The 19,676-nt window shown below is 37.7% G+C and carries 15 protein-coding genes; 9 read left to right on the top strand and 6 right to left on the bottom strand.

The genetic code is table 11. The features are described from left to right. Positions 1-62: 62 nt before the first annotated feature. The 3 genes from ruvA to QSG86_RS08710 all read right to left on the bottom strand — a co-directional run bounded on the left by ruvA (position 63) and on the right by QSG86_RS08710 (position 3,253). Positions 63-665 (bottom strand): Holliday junction branch migration protein RuvA, encoded by a 603-nt coding sequence (ruvA, locus tag QSG86_RS08700; protein WP_317031127.1) that lies wholly within the window; start codon positions 663-665, stop codon positions 63-65. A 152-nt stretch (positions 666-817) separates the two neighbouring features. After that, on the bottom strand, positions 818-2,155 hold the full coding sequence (locus QSG86_RS08705) for a deoxyguanosinetriphosphate triphosphohydrolase (RefSeq protein ID WP_317031128.1): 1,338 nt from the start codon (positions 2,153-2,155) through the stop codon (positions 818-820). Between the two features lie 342 nt (positions 2,156-2,497). Beyond that, on the bottom strand, positions 2,498-3,253 hold the full coding sequence (locus QSG86_RS08710; protein WP_317031129.1) for an SDR family oxidoreductase: 756 nt from the start codon (positions 3,251-3,253) through the stop codon (positions 2,498-2,500). 295 nt (positions 3,254-3,548) lie between these two features. Here QSG86_RS08710 and QSG86_RS08715 point away from each other — a divergent pair, with 295 nt between their 5' ends. Beyond that, positions 3,549-3,767 carry a DUF6500 family protein gene (locus QSG86_RS08715; RefSeq protein WP_317032714.1) on the top strand — a complete coding sequence of 73 codons (219 nt, stop codon included), beginning with the start codon at positions 3,549-3,551 and terminating at the stop codon, positions 3,765-3,767. Between the two features lie 160 nt (positions 3,768-3,927). Next, positions 3,928-4,554, top strand: coding sequence for a LysE family translocator (locus QSG86_RS08720; protein WP_317031130.1), 627 nt, complete (start codon positions 3,928-3,930; stop codon positions 4,552-4,554). Between the two features lie 145 nt (positions 4,555-4,699). Here QSG86_RS08720 and QSG86_RS08725 read toward each other — a convergent pair whose 3' ends face one another. Then, the gene (locus tag QSG86_RS08725; protein WP_317031131.1) at positions 4,700-5,089 is read right to left on the bottom strand and encodes a tautomerase family protein; all 390 of its coding nucleotides are present in this window, start codon (positions 5,087-5,089) and stop codon (positions 4,700-4,702) included. A gap of 527 nt (positions 5,090-5,616) precedes the next feature. Here QSG86_RS08725 and QSG86_RS08730 point away from each other — a divergent pair. The 6 genes from QSG86_RS08730 (at position 5,617) to QSG86_RS08755 (ending at position 17,000) form a co-directional block, all read left to right on the top strand. Further along, on the top strand, positions 5,617-8,328 hold the full coding sequence (locus tag QSG86_RS08730) for an ornithine decarboxylase (protein WP_317031132.1): 2,712 nt from the start codon (positions 5,617-5,619) through the stop codon (positions 8,326-8,328). Between the two features lie 159 nt (positions 8,329-8,487). Beyond that, positions 8,488-10,185, top strand: a complete 1,698-nt coding sequence (aspT, locus tag QSG86_RS08735; protein ID WP_317031133.1) for an aspartate-alanine antiporter — start codon at positions 8,488-8,490, stop codon at positions 10,183-10,185. A 401-nt stretch (positions 10,186-10,586) separates the two neighbouring features. Beyond that, entirely contained in the window at positions 10,587-11,666 is a 1,080-nt protein-coding gene (locus QSG86_RS08740) for a M28 family metallopeptidase (protein WP_317031134.1), read from the top strand. A 562-nt stretch (positions 11,667-12,228) separates the two neighbouring features. Further along, positions 12,229-16,065, top strand: a complete 3,837-nt coding sequence (gene purL, locus QSG86_RS08745) for a phosphoribosylformylglycinamidine synthase (RefSeq protein WP_317031135.1) — start codon at positions 12,229-12,231, stop codon at positions 16,063-16,065. A 460-nt stretch (positions 16,066-16,525) separates the two neighbouring features. Then, positions 16,526-16,585, top strand: coding sequence for a hypothetical protein (locus QSG86_RS08750; protein WP_317032715.1), 60 nt, complete (start codon positions 16,526-16,528; stop codon positions 16,583-16,585). 94 nt (positions 16,586-16,679) lie between these two features. Continuing rightward, positions 16,680-17,000 (top strand): NGG1p interacting factor NIF3, encoded by a 321-nt coding sequence (locus QSG86_RS08755; RefSeq protein ID WP_317031136.1) that lies wholly within the window; start codon positions 16,680-16,682, stop codon positions 16,998-17,000. Positions 17,001-17,189: 189 nt separating this feature from the next. Here QSG86_RS08755 and QSG86_RS08760 read toward each other — a convergent pair whose 3' ends face one another. Then, the gene (locus tag QSG86_RS08760) at positions 17,190-17,948 is read right to left on the bottom strand and encodes a nitroreductase family protein (RefSeq protein ID WP_317031137.1); all 759 of its coding nucleotides are present in this window, start codon (positions 17,946-17,948) and stop codon (positions 17,190-17,192) included. Positions 17,949-18,176: 228 nt separating this feature from the next. Beyond that, entirely contained in the window at positions 18,177-18,983 is an 807-nt protein-coding gene (locus tag QSG86_RS08765; protein ID WP_317031138.1) for an enoyl-CoA hydratase, read from the bottom strand. 105 nt (positions 18,984-19,088) lie between these two features. On the opposite strand from QSG86_RS08765, the gene QSG86_RS08770 reads away from it, so the two are divergent. Beyond that, positions 19,089-19,655, top strand: a complete 567-nt coding sequence (locus tag QSG86_RS08770; protein WP_317031139.1) for a nicotinate-nicotinamide nucleotide adenylyltransferase — start codon at positions 19,089-19,091, stop codon at positions 19,653-19,655. The last annotated feature ends 21 nt before the right edge of the window (positions 19,656-19,676 follow it).

Consider the following 19,676-nt stretch of genomic DNA (forward strand, 5'->3'; position numbering starts at 1 on the left):
TTTCATTGGTAATGGTATGACATGCTGGTTCAGTATCATTTTAGCAATATGCAATCGCAAGGCTATCGATTCATTGATTTTAAGGCTGCACGAATGATATCACTGGCTTCGGTAAAATCACCTTTGGCTGCTTGAACCATTTTTTGTGCTTCTAATGGTTTATAGCCTAAAGACTGTAAAGCCGCTTCTGCTTCTGCAATTGCACTACTACCAGTAAAGATGATCGGCTCAATCGCTAAGTTTGTGGATGCCTGATTGCTGGAGAGTGCTTTAAAACGATCACGTAATTCGATAATCAAGCGTTCAGCGGTCTTCTTACCCACACCGGGAACTTTGACCAAGCTGTTAATATCTTCTATCTCAACTGTATGAACCAGCATTTCAACACTGAGTGTTGATAAAATTGCCAGTGCCATTTTAGGGCCGACACCATTGACTTTAAGTAGCGTGCGAAAGAGCAGCTTTTCTCTTTGATCAAGGAAGCCATACAATAAATGGGCATCTTCGCGAACGGTTAAATGCGTCCAAAGGGTGATTTTCTGCCCTTTATGTAACTGGCAAAATGTAGATAAGGGGGTATCTATTTCATAGCCAATACCATTTACATTCAGCACGATCGTTGGTGCTTCCAACGCGAGGATTTCCCCGATTAAACATCCAATCATTTCTGTTATTCACTTATTTATTCATTACTCGATATTAGTGATCATTGAGATGAAATGCAAAATAACCCTTATTTTAGGCTTACTTCCTGAACACGTACATATTGAGTATATTTTAGTTAGAGGGATTATTGGGTTGATGATTCAGCGTGGTTTTAAAGCATGCCCATTTTATTGCCTCTTAATTCTTGGGATAATTGATATGCCTGATGATCAGAAAATTTTGAAATAATATCAAGAACCTGCATGATATTTTCATAGTGATTCAGTTGGAAGTGAGCACCAGAACGATATAGAATCGCCATTAAACGTTGTTCTTTAAAATTGAGTGTTTTATCGGGTATTGTTAAGGGGATAAAGGCATCGAGAATGGTTTGTAGGCTTTGGTGTCCGATAATTTCTAACCCAGCTTTTTGTGGATGTTCAAAAATTTTTTCACGGGCCAGTGCTTTGGCACGATCGATTCCAACTGCAATATCAGCTGAACAATAATCCAAAAGGCAGCCTTTTAATTGTCCGGACAAAATTTGATCATGTTGTTTAGCAAATGCTGTCGTTACCTCATCCACCAATCGCTTCATCACTCGGCCACGTAAAGCGGCAATTTTCTGTTGCCAGGTCATGTTGGGCATACTGAGTTCACTTGGCGTGCCATAATCATCAATTAAGTCTAAAAAGATAGGTTCGACTTCATGATACGATAACATGTTAAGTGTAATACCATCTTCTAAATCAATTAGTGCATAGCAAATATCATCTGCTGCTTCCAGCAGGTAAGTAAGCGGATGGCGACAAAATTGGTTTTCTGCCAATTGAATCAGGCCGAGCTGTGTTGCAATTTGTTGTAGGATGTTCTTTTCGGCTTGATAGCAGCCAAATTTTGCGCGGTGACTGGCAGGGATATTACCTTGTGAAGCAATGGTTTTTGATAACCAAGGGTATTTTAAATATGCTCCTAAAGTGGCGTAGGTCAAGCGCATTCCACCATCGTGAGGATGGTAGTCAATTTTAGTCAATAATCTTAATCCTTGTGCATTACCCTCAAATTGACGGACATCTGCTTCTTGTTCAGGACTTAGATCATTTAAAAAATTGGTGTGTGAAACGTCGTCAAACCATTCACGGATAGCATACTCACCAGAATGACCAAAAGGTGGATTGCCAATATCATGTGCTAGACATGCGGCTTGGATAATGGCACCAATATCCGCTGGTGAAATCCATACTGGAAGTTGATCTTTGATCTTTTCAGCAGCAAGCATGCCTAAAGAACGACCAATACAGGATACTTCTAAAGAGTGTGTTAGGCGGGTATGAATACCATCATGTTGTGTTAAAGGATGAACTTGAGTTTTTCGATTAAGTTGACGGAAACTATTTGAAAAAATAATACGGTCATAATCCTTATGGAACGGACTTCGTGCCTGTTCCGTGGTTTGTTTTTTACTGCCTATACGAACTGTAGATAAAAGTTCCAGCCATCTCATGTACATGTTTCATCATTATTCAAATTATTTATTCTGTATCATGCCAAAAATTAAGTGACAGTGCTATGACGGTACGACATAGATTGACCTAAACGATGTGAATACGGAAATGATTAAGTATGTCTGGCTCATTGTCAGATCAAGTCTGAATGCATACATGTTAGGATTTAGATAATGTTAAGCAATTGCTGATTTAAGTTGTTTTCTCGTGCAATTAACTACCTCATGACCGCTTAACTCACATTCTACAGCGCTATTCCATTTAATTGTTTGCATAAAAAATATCGGCCAAATTGTAAAATAGTAGATATTAATATAAACCTGTTGTACGCGATTTTTAGTCGATTACTATGTCAGATTTAGTCCACCGTCTGCCAATAAAATTTCTCCTGTAAGATAATCTGAAGCGACCAACATGGAAACGATTTGGGCAATATCTTCTGGTTGGGCTGCTCTATGCATGGGTGAGCGTTCTTGCCAAAGCTGTTGGGCAGAAGTCCATTCCTGAGTTAAAGGTGTATCGACCAAACCTGGTGCAACTGCATTGACCCTAATATCTGGAGCAAGTGTTACGGCAAGCAGGCGAGTTGTATGATTCAAGGCTGCCTTAGATACCGCATAAGGAATTGATGCCCCCTTGGGTCGAATGCCAGCATGTGAACTTATATTGATGACACAAGCTGCTCGACCGTACTGTGCTGTGCGTCTTAAAGCATTTTCTGCCTCTGCGACCAGTCGAAATGGTGCGATGACGTTAACTTCATATAGTTCGTTCCATATGGCTGATGAAGCGCTCATAAGATCATCATGGGCAATAATATGACTAATACCCGCATTGTTAATAAGAACATCCAGTCGACCGGCCCAAGATACTGCTTCCTGAATAAGCTTAATCCTTTCAATGTCTTTTGATAAATCTGCTTGGATATAAATCGCTTTGCCTAATTCAGTGGCTAGAGCAACTCCAGTTTCTACGGAATTACGTGAGTGCAGAACTACTGCATATCCTTCGCTAGATAGCCTGCGTGCTATCGCAGCGCCAATTCCAGATGTGGAACCAGTCACCAGGGCAACAGGCAGAATGTGATTTAGTGAGCTAGGCAAACAATATTTCTCCATTTTACTGATATTTTAAGAGTTTAATAATCACAGCATATCAAAATCAATGTTAGTCGTAGATGGTTTTTTGCTCGTTTAGAGAATGAATTACATATTGACCTTAACGCTAGAGTTGGATGCTTATGTATAAATGATGGTGTAATTTACAACAGGAAATTTATTTTTCTATTGAGCACTGCTCAATAGAAAAAATTAAAATTTCTTTAATTATTATAATGATAGTATTTTTTTTAAACTTCATATAACGTATATGAGACTAATTTTAAAGAAAGTTAAAATGATGAGAACAGAGTTAAAAGAAAGGTTTATTCATGGATGTAATCAGAAAATTAAGCAAAAAGGAGATCACGTTGGTTTATCTTTCTATGCCTTTTTCCACAATAAAAACGATAACCCTGAACTTTTAATGGAAGCAGCAAATTGGTGGATCATGCAACATAAATTAGATCATTTCGAAAAAGCCATAAAAATTAAAGCACTTGTTTTAAGTGAGTCTTAAGCCTGTGGTGAATATTTTCGGATTAAAACAGTGCAACCTATTGAAAAATATAAAAAACATAAGCTGAAGATAAGGTGGATAGTATGCATTTTTTACTTCTTCAACGTATCGTATATGGCTTTTAATAGTTTTAAGTTTATTCTTTTTATAAGAGACAAGCATGATTTTACCAGAAAGTTTTTTAGCATATACATTAGCGTGTTTAATTTTAGTATTAGCCCCTGGAGCTGATAACTTATTGTCTATAGGACGAGGGATGAGTCAAGGAAAATTCGCAGCAATGATCTCGGGCTGCGCTTCAGGAATGGGAATTTTATTTCATGTGTTGACTGCAACGCTAGGTTTAACACTTCTGATTCAAACGTCTGAATTTGCATTTTATTTGGTAAAAATAATCGGTGCTTTATATCTGGTGTGGTTAGGCATTAAGGTTTTAAAATCTAAAGGTTTATTTAATCTGCAAACAACTGAAAAACAAAGTTTAAAAACGATCTTTCTTACAGGATTTTTATCTGCTGCTTTAAATCCCAAACCTGGTTTATTTGTTTTGGCATTTATTCCTCAATTTATTCAACCAGAATTGGGTTCAGTCACGACCCAAATGTTTATGTTAGGTTCTTGGTTTGCCATTTTAACTACTTTAGGATTTAGTAGTATGGGATTCTTTTCCTCTTATTTATCCAAATGGTTATTCGCTAAGCCGAAGTTTATGTCTGGCTTAAATATTGGAGCTGGTTTAACGTTTATTTTTTCTGGTTTAGCTATCGCTTTTATGCGACAAAAATAGTGATGATTTGATAAGCGATGTGGATTCAATATGACATTCTTCAGGTTAATTTATTAAGATGGGCATATCATGGATAGGGTGAAATTGGGTGGATTTTAACTATGGAAGAGCTTTAAACTCTTCCACCATATTCATTTTCGATCAATTAAACATTGACCTTATAATTTAATTGTAGCTCATCGGCATTTTTTCCTCGAATACCCCAGTTTTCTTTAGGGGTTTCAAATATGGTTATTTCAATATCATTTGAATCAATGCCACATAGATTATTGATGTTATCAAAAAGCGTTTGAATCAATGCTTTTTTAGTTTTTGATGTTCTTCCAGCAAACATGGAAATTTCGATAATTATATAAGATGTACTACGATCTGATGGATATAAAAAATTTTTAGACTCTAGTGGAATAAAGCGTTGAAACTTTTTTTCTTCTGGATATTTTAATTCTTTGACTAGCGCTTGATGAATCGCTTTACTTAAATGATCACGGTGTAATTCTATGGTTTCATTTAAAGCGTAAATTTTTATTTGAGACATTATTTTTTCTACATTAAAAATCTCATTTTAGCTTAATTTTTGTTTTATTTAGAATAATAATGATATGAAACATTTTTTTAGAACCGAATCGAGATCATGTTGGTAGCAGTCAAGATTTAAAAAATTAAAATGTTGATTTAATTCCCCAGCATCTAAAAAAAGAGGTCACTATTCAAGTTTACGGTGATGATTTTGCAGATGATATACATCATTGAAAAAAATCACATAAAATGCAAATTTACTTAATTCACTGCTACATCCTTTTCTTTCTAGCGATCAGCATATTTTACCACTGTCTTGATAATCAAATAACCAATAAAAAATTTCATCATCACCATAAGGATCGATAGCTTGTCTTTTAAATGATGAGCATCACTGCCAATTTTCATCATAAAACTAAATTTGAGTTAAAGAATACAAAAAGATACGCTTTAATTGTGTTAATTTTTTTTATTTAGTGTAATTAATTTAGGGGCTTACATTTAATAAATCTTAATTTTTATAATGATCAAATAGGATTATAATTCATGAATAATATTGTAAAAGGTGAAGATCATTTCTTAGGCAACTTTTTGGTCGCACCTTCTGTTAGAGCAGATCTATGGGTTGAATTACTTTCTAAAGCAAGATCACTTGTATCCACAACCACGACAGTAACGCTAGAAAATGTAGTGCAAGAATATGCTGGAGAACTAGCAAATATTAGAAAAATTGAGAAATATTTCGCTTTTCCAAGCTTAGAAAAAATTAATGAATTAGAGAGTTTGTTAAAAAATCAAGAATATAAATTACTGCTTAAACATACACAGTTTATTGCGACAGCGATTATTTCTGAAAAATATATGCATGATATTGATATTTTTGATGAAAAACATTTGGATCAGACCGTCGCCGCAGATCGTTTACCCACCGCGATTAGCCATTCTAATTATGCGCCTTATTTTGAAGTACTGAGTGTTGTGCCTCATCAGGTTTCACGTTGGCAACATATTGTGCATGAGGCGAGACAATTGCGTCGTCCGGAAGATAAGTTTTTTTATGAACCGGTTGTGGTCGGGAATGCGATTGATGCATTAACCGCAATTATTTTAAATGCACAAATTAATGCTGTGGTATTGTATCAAGGTTTTACCATTGAAAATAATGAAAAAAATTCTATTATTGACGGTTTAAAAGTCGCATTTGATCTAGATTTTGGTGATGATGAATCAGACCATGCGATTCAATTGGCGAAATTAATTCATCGTTTACGTCCAGAATTGGATATTTATTTACTCAGTGACTTTGGGGTTGAAGACATTGTCAGTTCAATTGAGAGCCAGTGTATTCGCCGTGTGTTTTATCAAGTTGAAGAACCTTTAGAGCTACATTTATCGATTATTGAAGGGATTCGTGAGCGTTATGAAACCCCGTTCTTTGATAATCTTAAAAATTATGCATTAAAACCGATTTCAACCTTCCATGCCTTACCGATTGCACGTGGTAAATCGGTATTTAAGTCCAATTGGATCCGTGACATGGGGGATTTTTATGGCTTGAACTTATTTTTGGCTGAAAGCTCTGCGACAACAGGTGGTTTGGATAGTTTATTAGAGCCAACAGGAAATATTAAAAAATCACAGGAGCGTGCGGCTAAAGCATTTGGTGCCAAAGAAGCCTATTTTATCACCAATGGAACATCAACCAGTAATAAAATTGTTTTACAGGCTTTATTGGCACCAGGCGATATTGCTGTCATTGATCGTAATTGTCATAAATCCCATCATTATGGCTGTGTTTTAGCAGGCGCTCAGCCATATTATGTCGAGGCATATCCGCTCACTGAGTATTCAATGTATGGTGCAGTGCCTTTATATGAAATTAAGTTGGCATTATTAACGTTACGTGATGAAGGTTTATTGGATCGGGTTAAGTTGGTTGATCTCACCAACTGTACTTTTGATGGTCAAGTTTATAATGTCCGTTTAGTTATGGAAGAGTGTTTAGCGATTAAACCTGATTTAGTCTTCTTGTGGGATGAGGCATGGTTTGGTTTTGCACATTGGTCTCCTTTATTACGTAAGCGTACTGCTATGGGAGCTGCTCATGAACTTACTGATTGGTTTGGCAGTGAGGAAGCACGTCTATTATATCAAGAGCAGCAACTGCTGTTAGGTACGGATCCATCTAAACAAACTTTGCTGGAAACACGTCTTTATCCTGATCCAGATCGTGCTTTGGTTCGTGTTTATCAAACCAACTCTATTCATAAATCCATGTCTGCTTTACGTCAAGGATCAATTATTTTGGCGCATGATGTTTTACATCATAAATTATTAGGGCGTTTTAAAGAGGCCATCTTTACTCACTCGACCACAAGCCCAAATCAACAGTTGATTGCCTCCATGGATATTGCACGTCGTCAAATGGAGCTGGAAGGTTATGGCTTAGTCAATAATGCCATTCAAGTCGCCTTAACGATCCGTCGTGAGGTCAATCATCATCCTTTAATCTCAAAATATTTTAGAATCTTGACCAATCAGGAAATGGTTCCTGAACAGTTTCGTGTTAGTGGCGTGAAAGACTATACCTCATCTAATGTTTCATGGGCGGACGCTGCACGAAGTATTCAGATGGATGAGTTTTTACTGGACCCAACACGCTTAACTTTATTCTGTGGTTCTGCTGGGTTTGATGGCACAACATTTAAACAGTTGTTAGCAAATAAATATAATATTCAGCTTAATAAAACTTCACGAAATAGCGTGTTATTACAATCAAATATTAATAATACACGTAGTGATGTCGCCGCGCTAATGCGAGTATTAATGGAAATTTCAACCACACTGGATGAAAAGCTGAAGGAAGACGAAGAGCAGATTATTTTTGATCATAAAGTTCAATCATTGGTTTTTGACGTACCACATTTACCAAATTTCAGTCGATTTGATGATCGTTATAAAGATAGTCAAGCGAAAGAATCAAAACAAGGCAATATCCGTCAAGCATTTTATGATGCATATAACGATGAAAACTGTAGTTTTATTTTACTTAATGATCATAAGTTGGATGAGCTTTTGGCCAGTGATGAGGTATTGATTTCGGCAAATTTTGTGATTCCGTATCCACCAGGTTTTCCAATTTTGGTTCCAGGACAAGTAATTACAGCTGATGTTGTCACCTTTATGCGTAAGCTAGATGTCAAGGAAGTTCATGGCTACGATGCTGCGAAAGGTTTAAAGGTCATTGGTATTTTCTAAGCTAAAAGGTTCTTGATCTAAGACTACGGACGCTAAAACCTATTGAATGACAATACCGGTTTTAGCATCCCCAAGTTTTTTACTGCAGAGAATGCTTTAAGCAAATACAGATGACTTTTATCGCAGTTTCCTAACCTGATTAAGACGAGGGAAAGAAGTATGGAAATATTTCATTGGTTTGCAGAAACATTACGTAATTATCCTGAATTGGCTATTTTTTTAACACTGGCTTTTGGTTTTTGGATAGGGCAATGGCAATTTAAGGGGTTTAGTTTAGGTGCTGTTACAGGTACCTTACTGATCGGGATTATTGTTGGTCAGATTGGTATTGATATTTCCTCTCAAATTAAGTCAATATTTTTTATCATGTTTCTATTTGCTGTTGGCTTTGGTGTTGGCCCACAGTTTGTTCGAGGAATTGCCAGTGATGGTTTACCTCAAGCATTATTTGCAGTCGTAATTTGTTTACTCTGTTTAGGCTGTATTTATCTTGCCTCAATGATTGCAGGTTATGGGCCAGGATTAACTGCAGGTCTATTGGCGGGTTCCCAAACCATTTCAGCTTCTATTGGTCTGGCAACCAATGCCATTAATCAATTGGATTTTTATCCTATTCAGGATGAGCTGGCAAAAATTCCAGTTGCTTATGCGATTACCTATATTTTTGGAACGATTGGTACGGGTTGGATTTTAGCTTTTTTAGGTCCTAAATTACTGCGTGTTAATCTGGCTCAAGAATGTGCACGTTATGAAAAAGAAATGTCGATGGGTACCCCTGATGGTGGGATGCAAACAGCATGGCATGAGTATATTATTCGTGCCTATCAACTGGCTGATCAAAAACTGTCTGATCAAAGTATTGTCGGGAAAACGGTTAAAGCAGCAGAAGCATTGGCGCCAGAGCGTGTTTTTGTTGAGCGTATTCGACGTAATGGCAAAATAATTCAGTTTGATGAAAATACTGTACTTGAATTTAATGATATTTTAGCTGTTTCTGGTAAACATGAAATGTTGGTTCATTGGTCGAACAAGGCCATCGAAGTTGCAGATAAGGAACTGATTGATATTCCAATTGAAGAACTTGATGTAATTATCACCAATAAAAATGCCAATAAGAAAACGCTACTGGAATTATCGAAAATACCAGAAGCAAAAGGTATTTTTATTAAGCGGATTCGTCGAGGCTCTATGGGGGTGGATATCCCTGTGTTTGCACAAACCAAAGTTTATCGTGGCGATATTCTCTCAATTAGCGGTACGCAAAAAAATGTTGAAAAAGCTGTGAAAGCTTATGGATTTGCAGACCGTCCAACCAGTGTAACCGATATGGTGTTTGTTGGTTTTGGTATTGTGATCGGTGGTTTGGTGGGAGCAATTGTATTGCCTGTACATGGCGTACCAATTACCTTATCAACTTCTGGTGGTGCATTAATTTCCGGTATATTTTTCGGATGGTTACGCAGTTTTCAGCCCAAGCTCGGTAGTGTGCCAAGTGCCACACTCTGGTTTATGAATTCTGTAGGACTTAACATTTTTATTGCTGTTGTTGGGATTACCGCAGGGCCTACATTTATTGCTGGCGTACAACAAGTGGGCTTTGAAATGTTCTTCTGGGGTGTTTTTGTTACCAGTGTTCCTATGTTATTGGCACCATTGATTGGCAAATATATTTTTAAATTTGATCCAGCGATTAATTTGGGATGTTGTGGTGGTTCAAGAACCAGTACAGCTTCCGTTGCGATGGTTGCTGAAGTGGCCAAAAGTAATGTTCCGATGTTGGGCTATACCGTTCCATATGCCGTGAGTAATACCTTATTAACATTATGGGGAATGGTGGTGGTGCTTTTAATTAGTTAGATTTCAGGGGTTGAGTAGATGGCAATATCCTATTTCCTAATGAGGGTATTTGGAGATAGGATGGCCAGTTGCTTTTGTGGTTAAAATGAGCTGAAATCATCATAAAGAGCAGCAGAGAACCAGCTTGAGGTCATTTTCAACACATTGTAGATACAATATTTAACATATTGTAAAGTTTATCAAAATAACTATAAGATTGTTTTTATATGTATTTTTAATCAATATCAATCATCACTCAAGCTTAAGTTGTTATAATTTAACCAATGTTAATTATTGCCATTGATTGATAATTTTTACTTAATAATAACGTTCAGCTATTAAAACCTATAAAGAGTCCTGTGGCGCTTTGCGTAATACTTACATACAGCGCTATAGCATAATAAATTAGGCGAGTAATGGTTATGAAATATAAATTTTTGGTCTCCATATTGACCTTAAGCTGTAGTTTGGGACTTGCAGCATGTCATCAAAATAATCAGCAGCAAAATTCAAGCAAACATCAAGCACGTTCAGATCAGCATGTTCAAAAGAGTGCAGAGATTAATCTGGAGAAATCGATCACATTAGATCCAAATAAAATGATCAAGCACTTACAGGCATTGCAAAATATTGCAACGCAAAATAAGGGTAATCGTGCTGTGGGTACTTCTGGTGATCAGGCCAGTGCACAATATATTATTAGCCAAGCAAAGCTGTTTGATTATCCGGTGCAAATACAGCCTTTTAAAAGTAATAGCCATATCGTTGGACAGAATATTTTGGTTAAAATTCCAGGACAAAATGAGGATTCCTCTATCATTATTGGGGCACATTATGATTCAGTTAAAACAGGGCCTGGAATCAATGATAATGCTTCAGGTGTTGCTTTGTTACTTGAATTGATGAATCAATTGCATCTAGCAAAAATTAAACCTAAACAAACCATTTATTTGGCATTTTGGGATGCTGGTGAGGCAGGAAAAGCAGGCTCAAAAGCCTATGTTGATCAGTTAAGTCCACAACAACTAAAAACGATTCGGGCTTATATTAATGTCAATATGGTGGGAACAAAAAATCCGATTATGTTACTGGCTAATTCGGATGTTAACCAAGCAGCACTTAAAAAAGAGGAAAAAGTTCTAGACAGTAAACAGGATCAAAAAGAGATTAAGGATATGGATCGATTATTGACAGATGAGGTTTCTGATCTTCCCCCTAATCCAAAAGATTTAGCATTAAAAAATAGTCTAAGAGAATTTATGAAATCACAAAATTCAGATCTTGTAGACGATATGTCAAGTTTGACAGATAGTGATGCTGCATCATTTTTGGGTAAAGTCCCAGTAACTTCTATGAGTTTATTTCATCAGCAAAGTAATGGTGCGGTAGAGCGTGCAGTGTGTGATCATAAAGCATGTGATCGATTAGATCAGGTTGATCCAAAAAGTTTAACTGTGGCGGGTGGGGCTTTGTTACATTTAATTCAGAATACGGATCAATAGTATGACGTTATGATCAAGAAGCCTGATGCGATCTGACTTGGCTGCTAGATTGAAAAGAATGCACATGAAATATCAAGTTAGTCATACGGACATTATTATTGGTTAATGTCATATCACTGAATATGAAGTTGGTACTTCTTCCAATGATCAGTTGGGTCAGTATAAATCGAATGCTATGAAAGCAGTTATAAAGATCATACTTTTGATGCTAAATCATGATTTTGTGATCAAAATTCTATGATGAATACATCAAGGTATGATCTGATTGAGTTGATTATTTTTGTATAAATAGTGCAATGAGTAGAGGGATATAATCCACAGCTAATTAACCTCAAAATGTTTTAGAATTATTTATTTATGCTTTTATTTCATAAAACTATTTAGAAAAATTCAAATTTTTTATCTGAAAATAAAAGAATTCTTGTGAAGAAATAGGTGATTTGATGTAATAAAAAGTGTTTTTATCTCTAGCTGATTCCGCTAATACACAGTAGAATATGTGCTCTCTTCAAAGTCACATTGTGGCATGGTCGTCTGGCCATCCCGTGGAGCCAAAATCAGCATGTTTATCGTGGCCGGTGCACCCGCACACTCTTCTTTTAAGATAACTCAACTATTAACACGCTTATCGTCCATTAGTTCGGTTCAATCAATAGAAAGCCAATGGGTCTATCTGTTTAACCAAGCGCTCAACGAGCAACAGCAGCAATCCGCTTTACAGCTTTTAAATGATGGTCAAGCTTATACTTTACGTCAGGCTGCAAGTGATGAAATTCAAATCCTTGTGACACCACGCATAGGCACAATATCGCCATGGTCATCTAAAGCGACAGATATTTTTGCCAACTGTAATACACCTGTTCAACGATTAGAACGCGGTGTTTTATTTACTTTGAAGGGTGTAAAAGACATTTCGGATGATGTCAAACTTGTTCTTCATGACCGGATGACTGAAAGTGTTTTTAATCAGCTTGAAGCAGCGGCAGCATTATTTTTAGAAACTGAACCAAAACCTTTAAATAGTATTGATATTTTGGGGCAAGGTAAGGCCGCTTTAGTGCAAGCCAATAGTGAATTTGGTTTTGCATTGTCAGATGAAGAAATTGACTATCTCACTGAAGCTTTCAGTAAAATGGGGCGTAATCCGCACGATATTGAATTAATGATGTTTGCTCAGGCAAACTCTGAACACTGTCGTCATAAAATTTTTGGTTCTGAATGGACAATTGATGGTGAAACTCAACCATTATCATTGTTTCAGATGATTAAAAATACCTATAAAGAATCACCAACAGATGTTTTATCTGCATATAAAGATAATGCTTCAGTGATTGTTGGTTTTGATACGCAACGTTTTTATCCAACGAAACAACATGACACAGGTCATCACGTTTATAAATATAAAAGCCAAGCGGCACATATTTTGATGAAAGTGGAAACACATAACCATCCAACTGCGATTGCGCCATTTGCTGGTGCTGCAACAGGTTCAGGTGGTGAAATTCGTGATGAAGGTGCTACAGGACGTGGTGGTAAACCAAAAGCAGGTTTAACCGGTTTTACGGTATCGAATCTGAATATTCCTGGTTTTGAACAACCTTGGGAAGAAAATTACGGCAAGCCATCACGTATGGCATCACCGTTACAAATTATGATTGATGGCCCACTGGGTGGTGCTGCATTCAATAATGAGTTTGGTCGTCCTGCTTTAAATGGTTATTTCCGTACTTTTGAACAACGTGTTCACGGTGATGTGAAAGGTTTTCATAAGCCAATTATGATTGCCGGTGGCTATGGTAATATCCGTCCAGATCACGTTGAAAAAGATCCGATACAGCCTGGTGACTTACTGATCGTATTGGGTGGTCCAGCCATGTTGATTGGTTTGGGTGGTGGTGCTGCATCTTCTGTTGATAGTGGTCAATTGGGCGAAAATCTTGATTTTGCTTCAGTACAACGTGAAAATCCAGAAATGGAACGACGTTGTCAAGAGGTCATCGATGCATGCTGGCGTATGGAAGATAATAACCCGATTGTCTCTGTACATGATGTCGGTGCTGGCGGTATTTCGAATGCAATGCCTGAGTTGGTCAATGATCACGAATTAGGTGCAATACTTAACCTGCGTAAGATTCCATCTTTAGAGCCAGGTATGTCACCAATGGAAATTTGGTCTAATGAAGCACAAGAGCGTTATGTCTTGGCGATTCGTCCAAACTCATTGGCACTATTTGAGTCGCTTTGTGCACGTGAACGTTGTCCATTTGCGGTACTCGGTGAGGCAACTGAAGCACGTCATTTAACGGTTGAAGATCCTCTATTCGATAATAAAGCTGTGGATATGCCGATGCAAGTCATGTTGGGTGGTACACCACGCATGAGCCGTGCGTATGAAACCATACAACGTCAAGGCGATGACTTTAATGCGGATACTGTGGTTGATCTACAAGATGCCATTTATCGTGTACTGAAAAATCCTACTGTCGCATCTAAGTCATTCTTGATTACGATTGGTGACCGTTCTATTACTGGTATGGTTTCACGTGATCAAATGGTCGGTCCATGGCAGATACCGGTTGCGGATGCTGCGGTTACCACTACCAGTTTAGTCGGTTATACTGGTGAGGCGATGGCCATGGGTGAGCGTCCACCGGTCGCATTGCTGAATCCTGCAGCATCTGCACGTTTAGCGGTTGCTGAAGCGATTAGTAATATCATGTCAGCAAAAATTGACCAAATCAGTGATATTAAGCTATCAGCAAACTGGATGGCTGCTGCTGGTCAGCAAGGTGAAGATCAAGCCTTGTTTGAGGGCGTAAAAGCGATTGGTATGGAAATGTGCCCAGCATTGGGTATTGCTATTCCAGTGGGCAAAGATTCATTATCTATGCGGACTACTTGGCATGATGCAGGTGAAGAAAAATCAGTGACTTCACCAATGTCTGGTGTCATTACTGCATTTGCACCTGTCACAGATGTTCGCCAAACCCTAACACCTCAATTAAAAGACATTGAATCTGTTTTAGTACGCATTGACTTGTCTAAAGGTCAATTCCGTCTAGGTGGATCAATTCTAGCGCAAGTATATAAAGCCATCGGTTCGGTTACACCTGATGTAGACAGTTTTGAAGATTTCAAAGCATTTTTTGCATTGGTACAAGATTGGAATCAGCGTGGCTTAATTCAAGCCTACCATGACATTGGTGATGGTGGTTTGTTGGCAACAGTTGCAGAGATGATGTTTGCATCACGTTTAGGTGTTGCACTTGAAGATCAGTCGGTTGCGGCACTATTTGCTGAAGAAATTGGTGCAGTATTGCAAATTAGTCAGGCAGATTGGGCAAATCTACAAGCTGAAGTGGCTGAGTCTGTGCTTCATGATGCCATTTCGGTAGTTGGATATGTTAATCACACTGATCAATTAGCAGTCAACGGTTTGCTTTTTGAACGTGCAGATTTACAACTGGCTTGGAGTGAGGTTTCTCATCAAATCCAACGTTTACGTGATAATGTTAGCACAGCAGATCAAGAATTTGCCTTAATTACCGATCGCTCGCATGCAGGGTTAATTGCACAAGCAACTTTTGATTTAAATGAAGAAATCGAAGCACCTTATCTTAACTTACGTCGTCCAAATATGGTGATTTTACGTGAGCAAGGTGTCAATGGTCATGTGGAGATGGCAGCCGCTTTTGATAAGGTTGGATTTAATGCGGTTGATGTCCATATGAGCGATTTACTTGCTGGACGTGTGAGTTTAGATGACTTTGAGGGTCTGGTTGCTTGTGGTGGTTTCTCTTATGGTGATGTGCTAGGTGCAGGCGGTGGCTGGGCAAAATCTGTATTGTTTAACACCAAGTTACGTGATCAGTTTGAAAAGTTTTTCCGTCGCCAAGAAACATTTTCTCTTGGCATCTGTAATGGCTGTCAAATGTTATCACAATTGGCGCCATTAATTCCGGGTGCAGATCATTGGCCGCGTTTCCATCGTAATACTTCTGAAATGTTTGAAGCACGTGTGGTTAACGTTCGTGTTGAAAAATCTCATTCCGTATTACTTGAGGGTATGGAAGGTTCGATTTTACCAATTGCAATTGCGCATGGTGAAGGTCGAGTGGTCGCAAGTGCGGAACAATTAGCAGCCTTGAATGCTGGCCAACAAGTTATTTTGCGTTATGTTGACAGTCATGGTCAGCCGACACAGCATTATCCACTCAATCCAAATGGTTCACCTGAAGCAATTTCTGGTGTTACGTCTCAAGATGGCCGTGCAACGATTATGATGCCGCATCCTGAACGAAATTTCCGTGCAGTACAACACTCTTGGAAGCCTGAGGAATGGGATCAAGATGGTGCATGGTTACGTATGTTCCGTAATGCGCGTCAGTTTATTGGTTAATTGTTAAATCCATGAAAAGGGCTATGTGATAATGACATAGCCCTTTTTTATGCGGTTCTTGTTATTTTTAAATGATTAAACTTAAAAAAGTAGTCAAAATATTTTGACATTTCATATAAAATAAACAGGTTCATATTGAATTTAGATCCTTGCAAGATCGCTCAATCCTTGGTTTAAAATAAAAATATCATAGATTAATATCAAAAATTACTGTTACAGTATTGTGAGTCTGCATAGCATATTTTAAATGCTTTAATTTCATTATTTTTCAAGTAAATTAAGTTTCATACGATCGATTTGGTTTAGATTTTGCATTATTAGAAGTCCAGTACAGGCGTAGCTTAAAGCACAATAACAGAATCGTATATCAATCATGATGATTGTTATACGGATATGAGGTGGTCATATGCATAAAATAATAATGGGAGAGCGGCAACGAAAAGGATGGAAACTTTTTGTGATGGTGATTGTCATTCAAGTGCTATTTTTAATAGTAAGTTATTTATTAGAACGATTTTAACCATAGTTGAGCTGTATGATCTATCGCGGTTGTTGTATGGATGGCTTGAGCATGTTAGCGTGTGATATAGCGTCATACGATCAAAGGTAATGAGATGCTCAAATTGATTTATTATGTTCCTGACTCACATCTTGAAGTGACCAAACAAGCTATTTTTGATGCGGGCGCAGGGGGAATTGGCCATTATCAACACTGTGCTTGGCAAGTTCTAGGTCTTGGGCAGTTTCAAGCGACAACTGGTGCGACACCTTTTGTAGGTAGCGTCGGGGAGTTAGAAAAAGTCGCTGAATGGCGTGTGGAGACTTTAGTGGCTGAAATAAATATGATGGCTGTCGTGACAGCTTTAAAGATGGCCCATCCTTATGAAGTGCCTGCATTTGAGTTTATTCAACTTTTTCATGTTGATGCTGAATAAGACGCAGAGTCAGTGATCACTTATGCTCATCGTGTTTATGTTGAATGTTAAAGCGTTGCTAATATTGTAAAATGATCCAGTTTAGCTGTTTCATCCTATCATCTTTGCGTTCAAACATCCTTGTTTGGTGGTGTTGATATCAAAATGATCTCATCACTTAAATAGTCAACTGATCAGCAGTTGATGTCATTAAAGCTTTTGAATAAATAGATCACGATCAAAGCGATATTGCGGAAAGAAGACACCATCTTTGGCGCGTTCACCGGCTGCAATGACCATAACGGGATACTGCTGATCATTGAGATTTAATAATTGACGAATCAAGGGTTCATCAAAACCTTCCATCATACAGCTATCAAAACCATAAGCACGCAGGGCCAATACCAGATTTTCACATGCCAGTGCAGTTGTTTTACTGGCCCAAAGTTTGGCATCTGCTGGATTAAATGCAGTTACAGGAAGCTGTTTATCTAGAGTTCTTGCCACACCAAATGCCAATTTTTTAAAATGACCAAAGGCATTGAAGTAGCCTGTTTTATAATTATAAGGAATAATTTTGTAGTATTTTTTAACTGCTGCGGGAACTTCTGGGAAAGGGAATGCACTGAGATTTTTTGCTGCCATCTCATCAATGCGATCTGTTCTGGCAACACAAACAATCAATTCTGCAGCAGTTTTAGCAGCAAGTTGACCAAGACAGGCCTTGACCAGTTTCTTTTTGTTATCAGCTTGTTGAACGACATAAAATGTCCATGGTTGTAAGTTTGATGAGTTGGGTGCGAGTAAAGCTAAATCTAAGCATGCATCTAAGACGTCATTTGGGATCGCTTTATCCGTAAATTTACGGACAGAGCGTCGACTTTCAATGACTTTACGAAAATTATCAATATCAATATCGATAGGTGCAGGTTCATAATAACGTTGTTTTTCAGTCGTAGAATTTGACATAACTGCTTATTATCCTCATTCATGGATGGATAGTGTAGATTTATGATCGGATATACTGCTTCGCAGATTGCAGGATATCCTGTTATATGATGAGATTACAGTGTTATAAGATCGCGATCTAGCTGAGCTGATCAGTGATTTATTTTTAGCCATTGCATCCAGTATTCAAGTTGATATTTTGATGATCATCAAGGATGTCGCATCGATACATGATGATGCTAGACTCGATTATGCAAAATTAAACTGCGAAAAATCAGGTTGTCGCTTTTGCATAAAAGCACTTAGCGCTTCTTTCATTTCTGGTGAGGCAACGCGCTGCATAAAAATTTCTGCTTCGTGATCAATACAGGCAATAATATCGTTAAGATTATGTTTCATTAGAGCCTTGGTCTGACGTAGTGAGGCCAGTGGCAGTGCTGCTAAATGAGTTGCTTGTTTTTGTGCTGTAGCATAAGGGTCTATTTCAATTGCATTAATAATCCCCGCATTTAATGCTTTTTCACTATTAAACTTTTGGGCAGTAAATAGCAGTTCAGCCGCTTTATGGTAACCTGCCTGCTGCACTAACAATTGACTAGATGCACCTTCGGGAGACAATCCTAGACTAACAAAAGGAATTTGGAATAATGCACTCTGGTCACTATAGACGAGGTCAGCATGTAATAACAGTGTAACACCGATACCAATTGCAACACCGCGCACAGCCATAATTAAAGGTTTAGAAAATTGTGCTGCAGATTTTAACACCACAAAAGGAGGAGCATCGCCAGCTTTACCATGCAAAGGCATTTGAATAAATTTCATAAAATCTTGCATGTCATTTCCGGCAGTAAAATCATGATCTACGCCACGTAAAATTACGACACGAATTTGAGGGTCCTGATCTGCTTCATCGAGTGCTTGAGCAATTTTTAAATAAAGTTCGCCATAGAGTGCATTTTTGGCTTGTGGGCGATTAATTGCCAGTGTCAAGATACCGTCATTTAGATTTACTTTTAAATGTTCATGTGGTTGTTGAATACAACTCAGTGTCATCGTACTATCCTTGCTTTAAAGTCTAATTTAATATTATGACGCATTATGTCCTAAAAAATCGTATGCGACATAACTGATGAGTTCATAAAAAAGTTTGAATGATTTATGAAATATATTTTTGATTATTTAGTGTTTATTGGTCGTTTTCAACCTTTTCATTTGGCACATATGCAAACGATTGAAATTGCTTTACAGCAAAGTCATCATGTCATTTTAGCCTTAGGCTCTGCACAAAATGAACGGACCATTAAAAATCCATTTTTAGTATCTGAACGTAAGTTGATGATTTTGTTAAATTTTTCTGAACAAGATCGCAAGCGTATTCATTTTATAGATGTGATTGATGTCTATAATGATGAAAAATGGCAACAGTTGGTTAAGTCCTTAGTGATGAAAATTGCTAATCATCAGGATAAAATTGGTTTAATTGGCCATTTTAAAGATGATTCTTCTTACTATTTAAAATTTTTTCCAGAATGGCAGCTGGTTGAGCTAAATAGTTTAAAAGATGCGATGTCTGCAACGCCTGTACGCGAAGCCTATTACCGAGGAGAAATACAATTGGATGCCTTTCCACAAGGCACTATTCAGTTTTTGCAACAGTTTCAAAAGACCGCAATATATCAGCAACTGCAGCATAAATATCAAATGCAGGATGGTAGCCCACTTTAACTGTTTTAAGCGAGTGAGTTT

Source organism: Acinetobacter sp. SAAs474, assembly GCF_032823475.1.
Lineage (GTDB): Bacteria > Pseudomonadota > Gammaproteobacteria > Pseudomonadales > Moraxellaceae > Acinetobacter.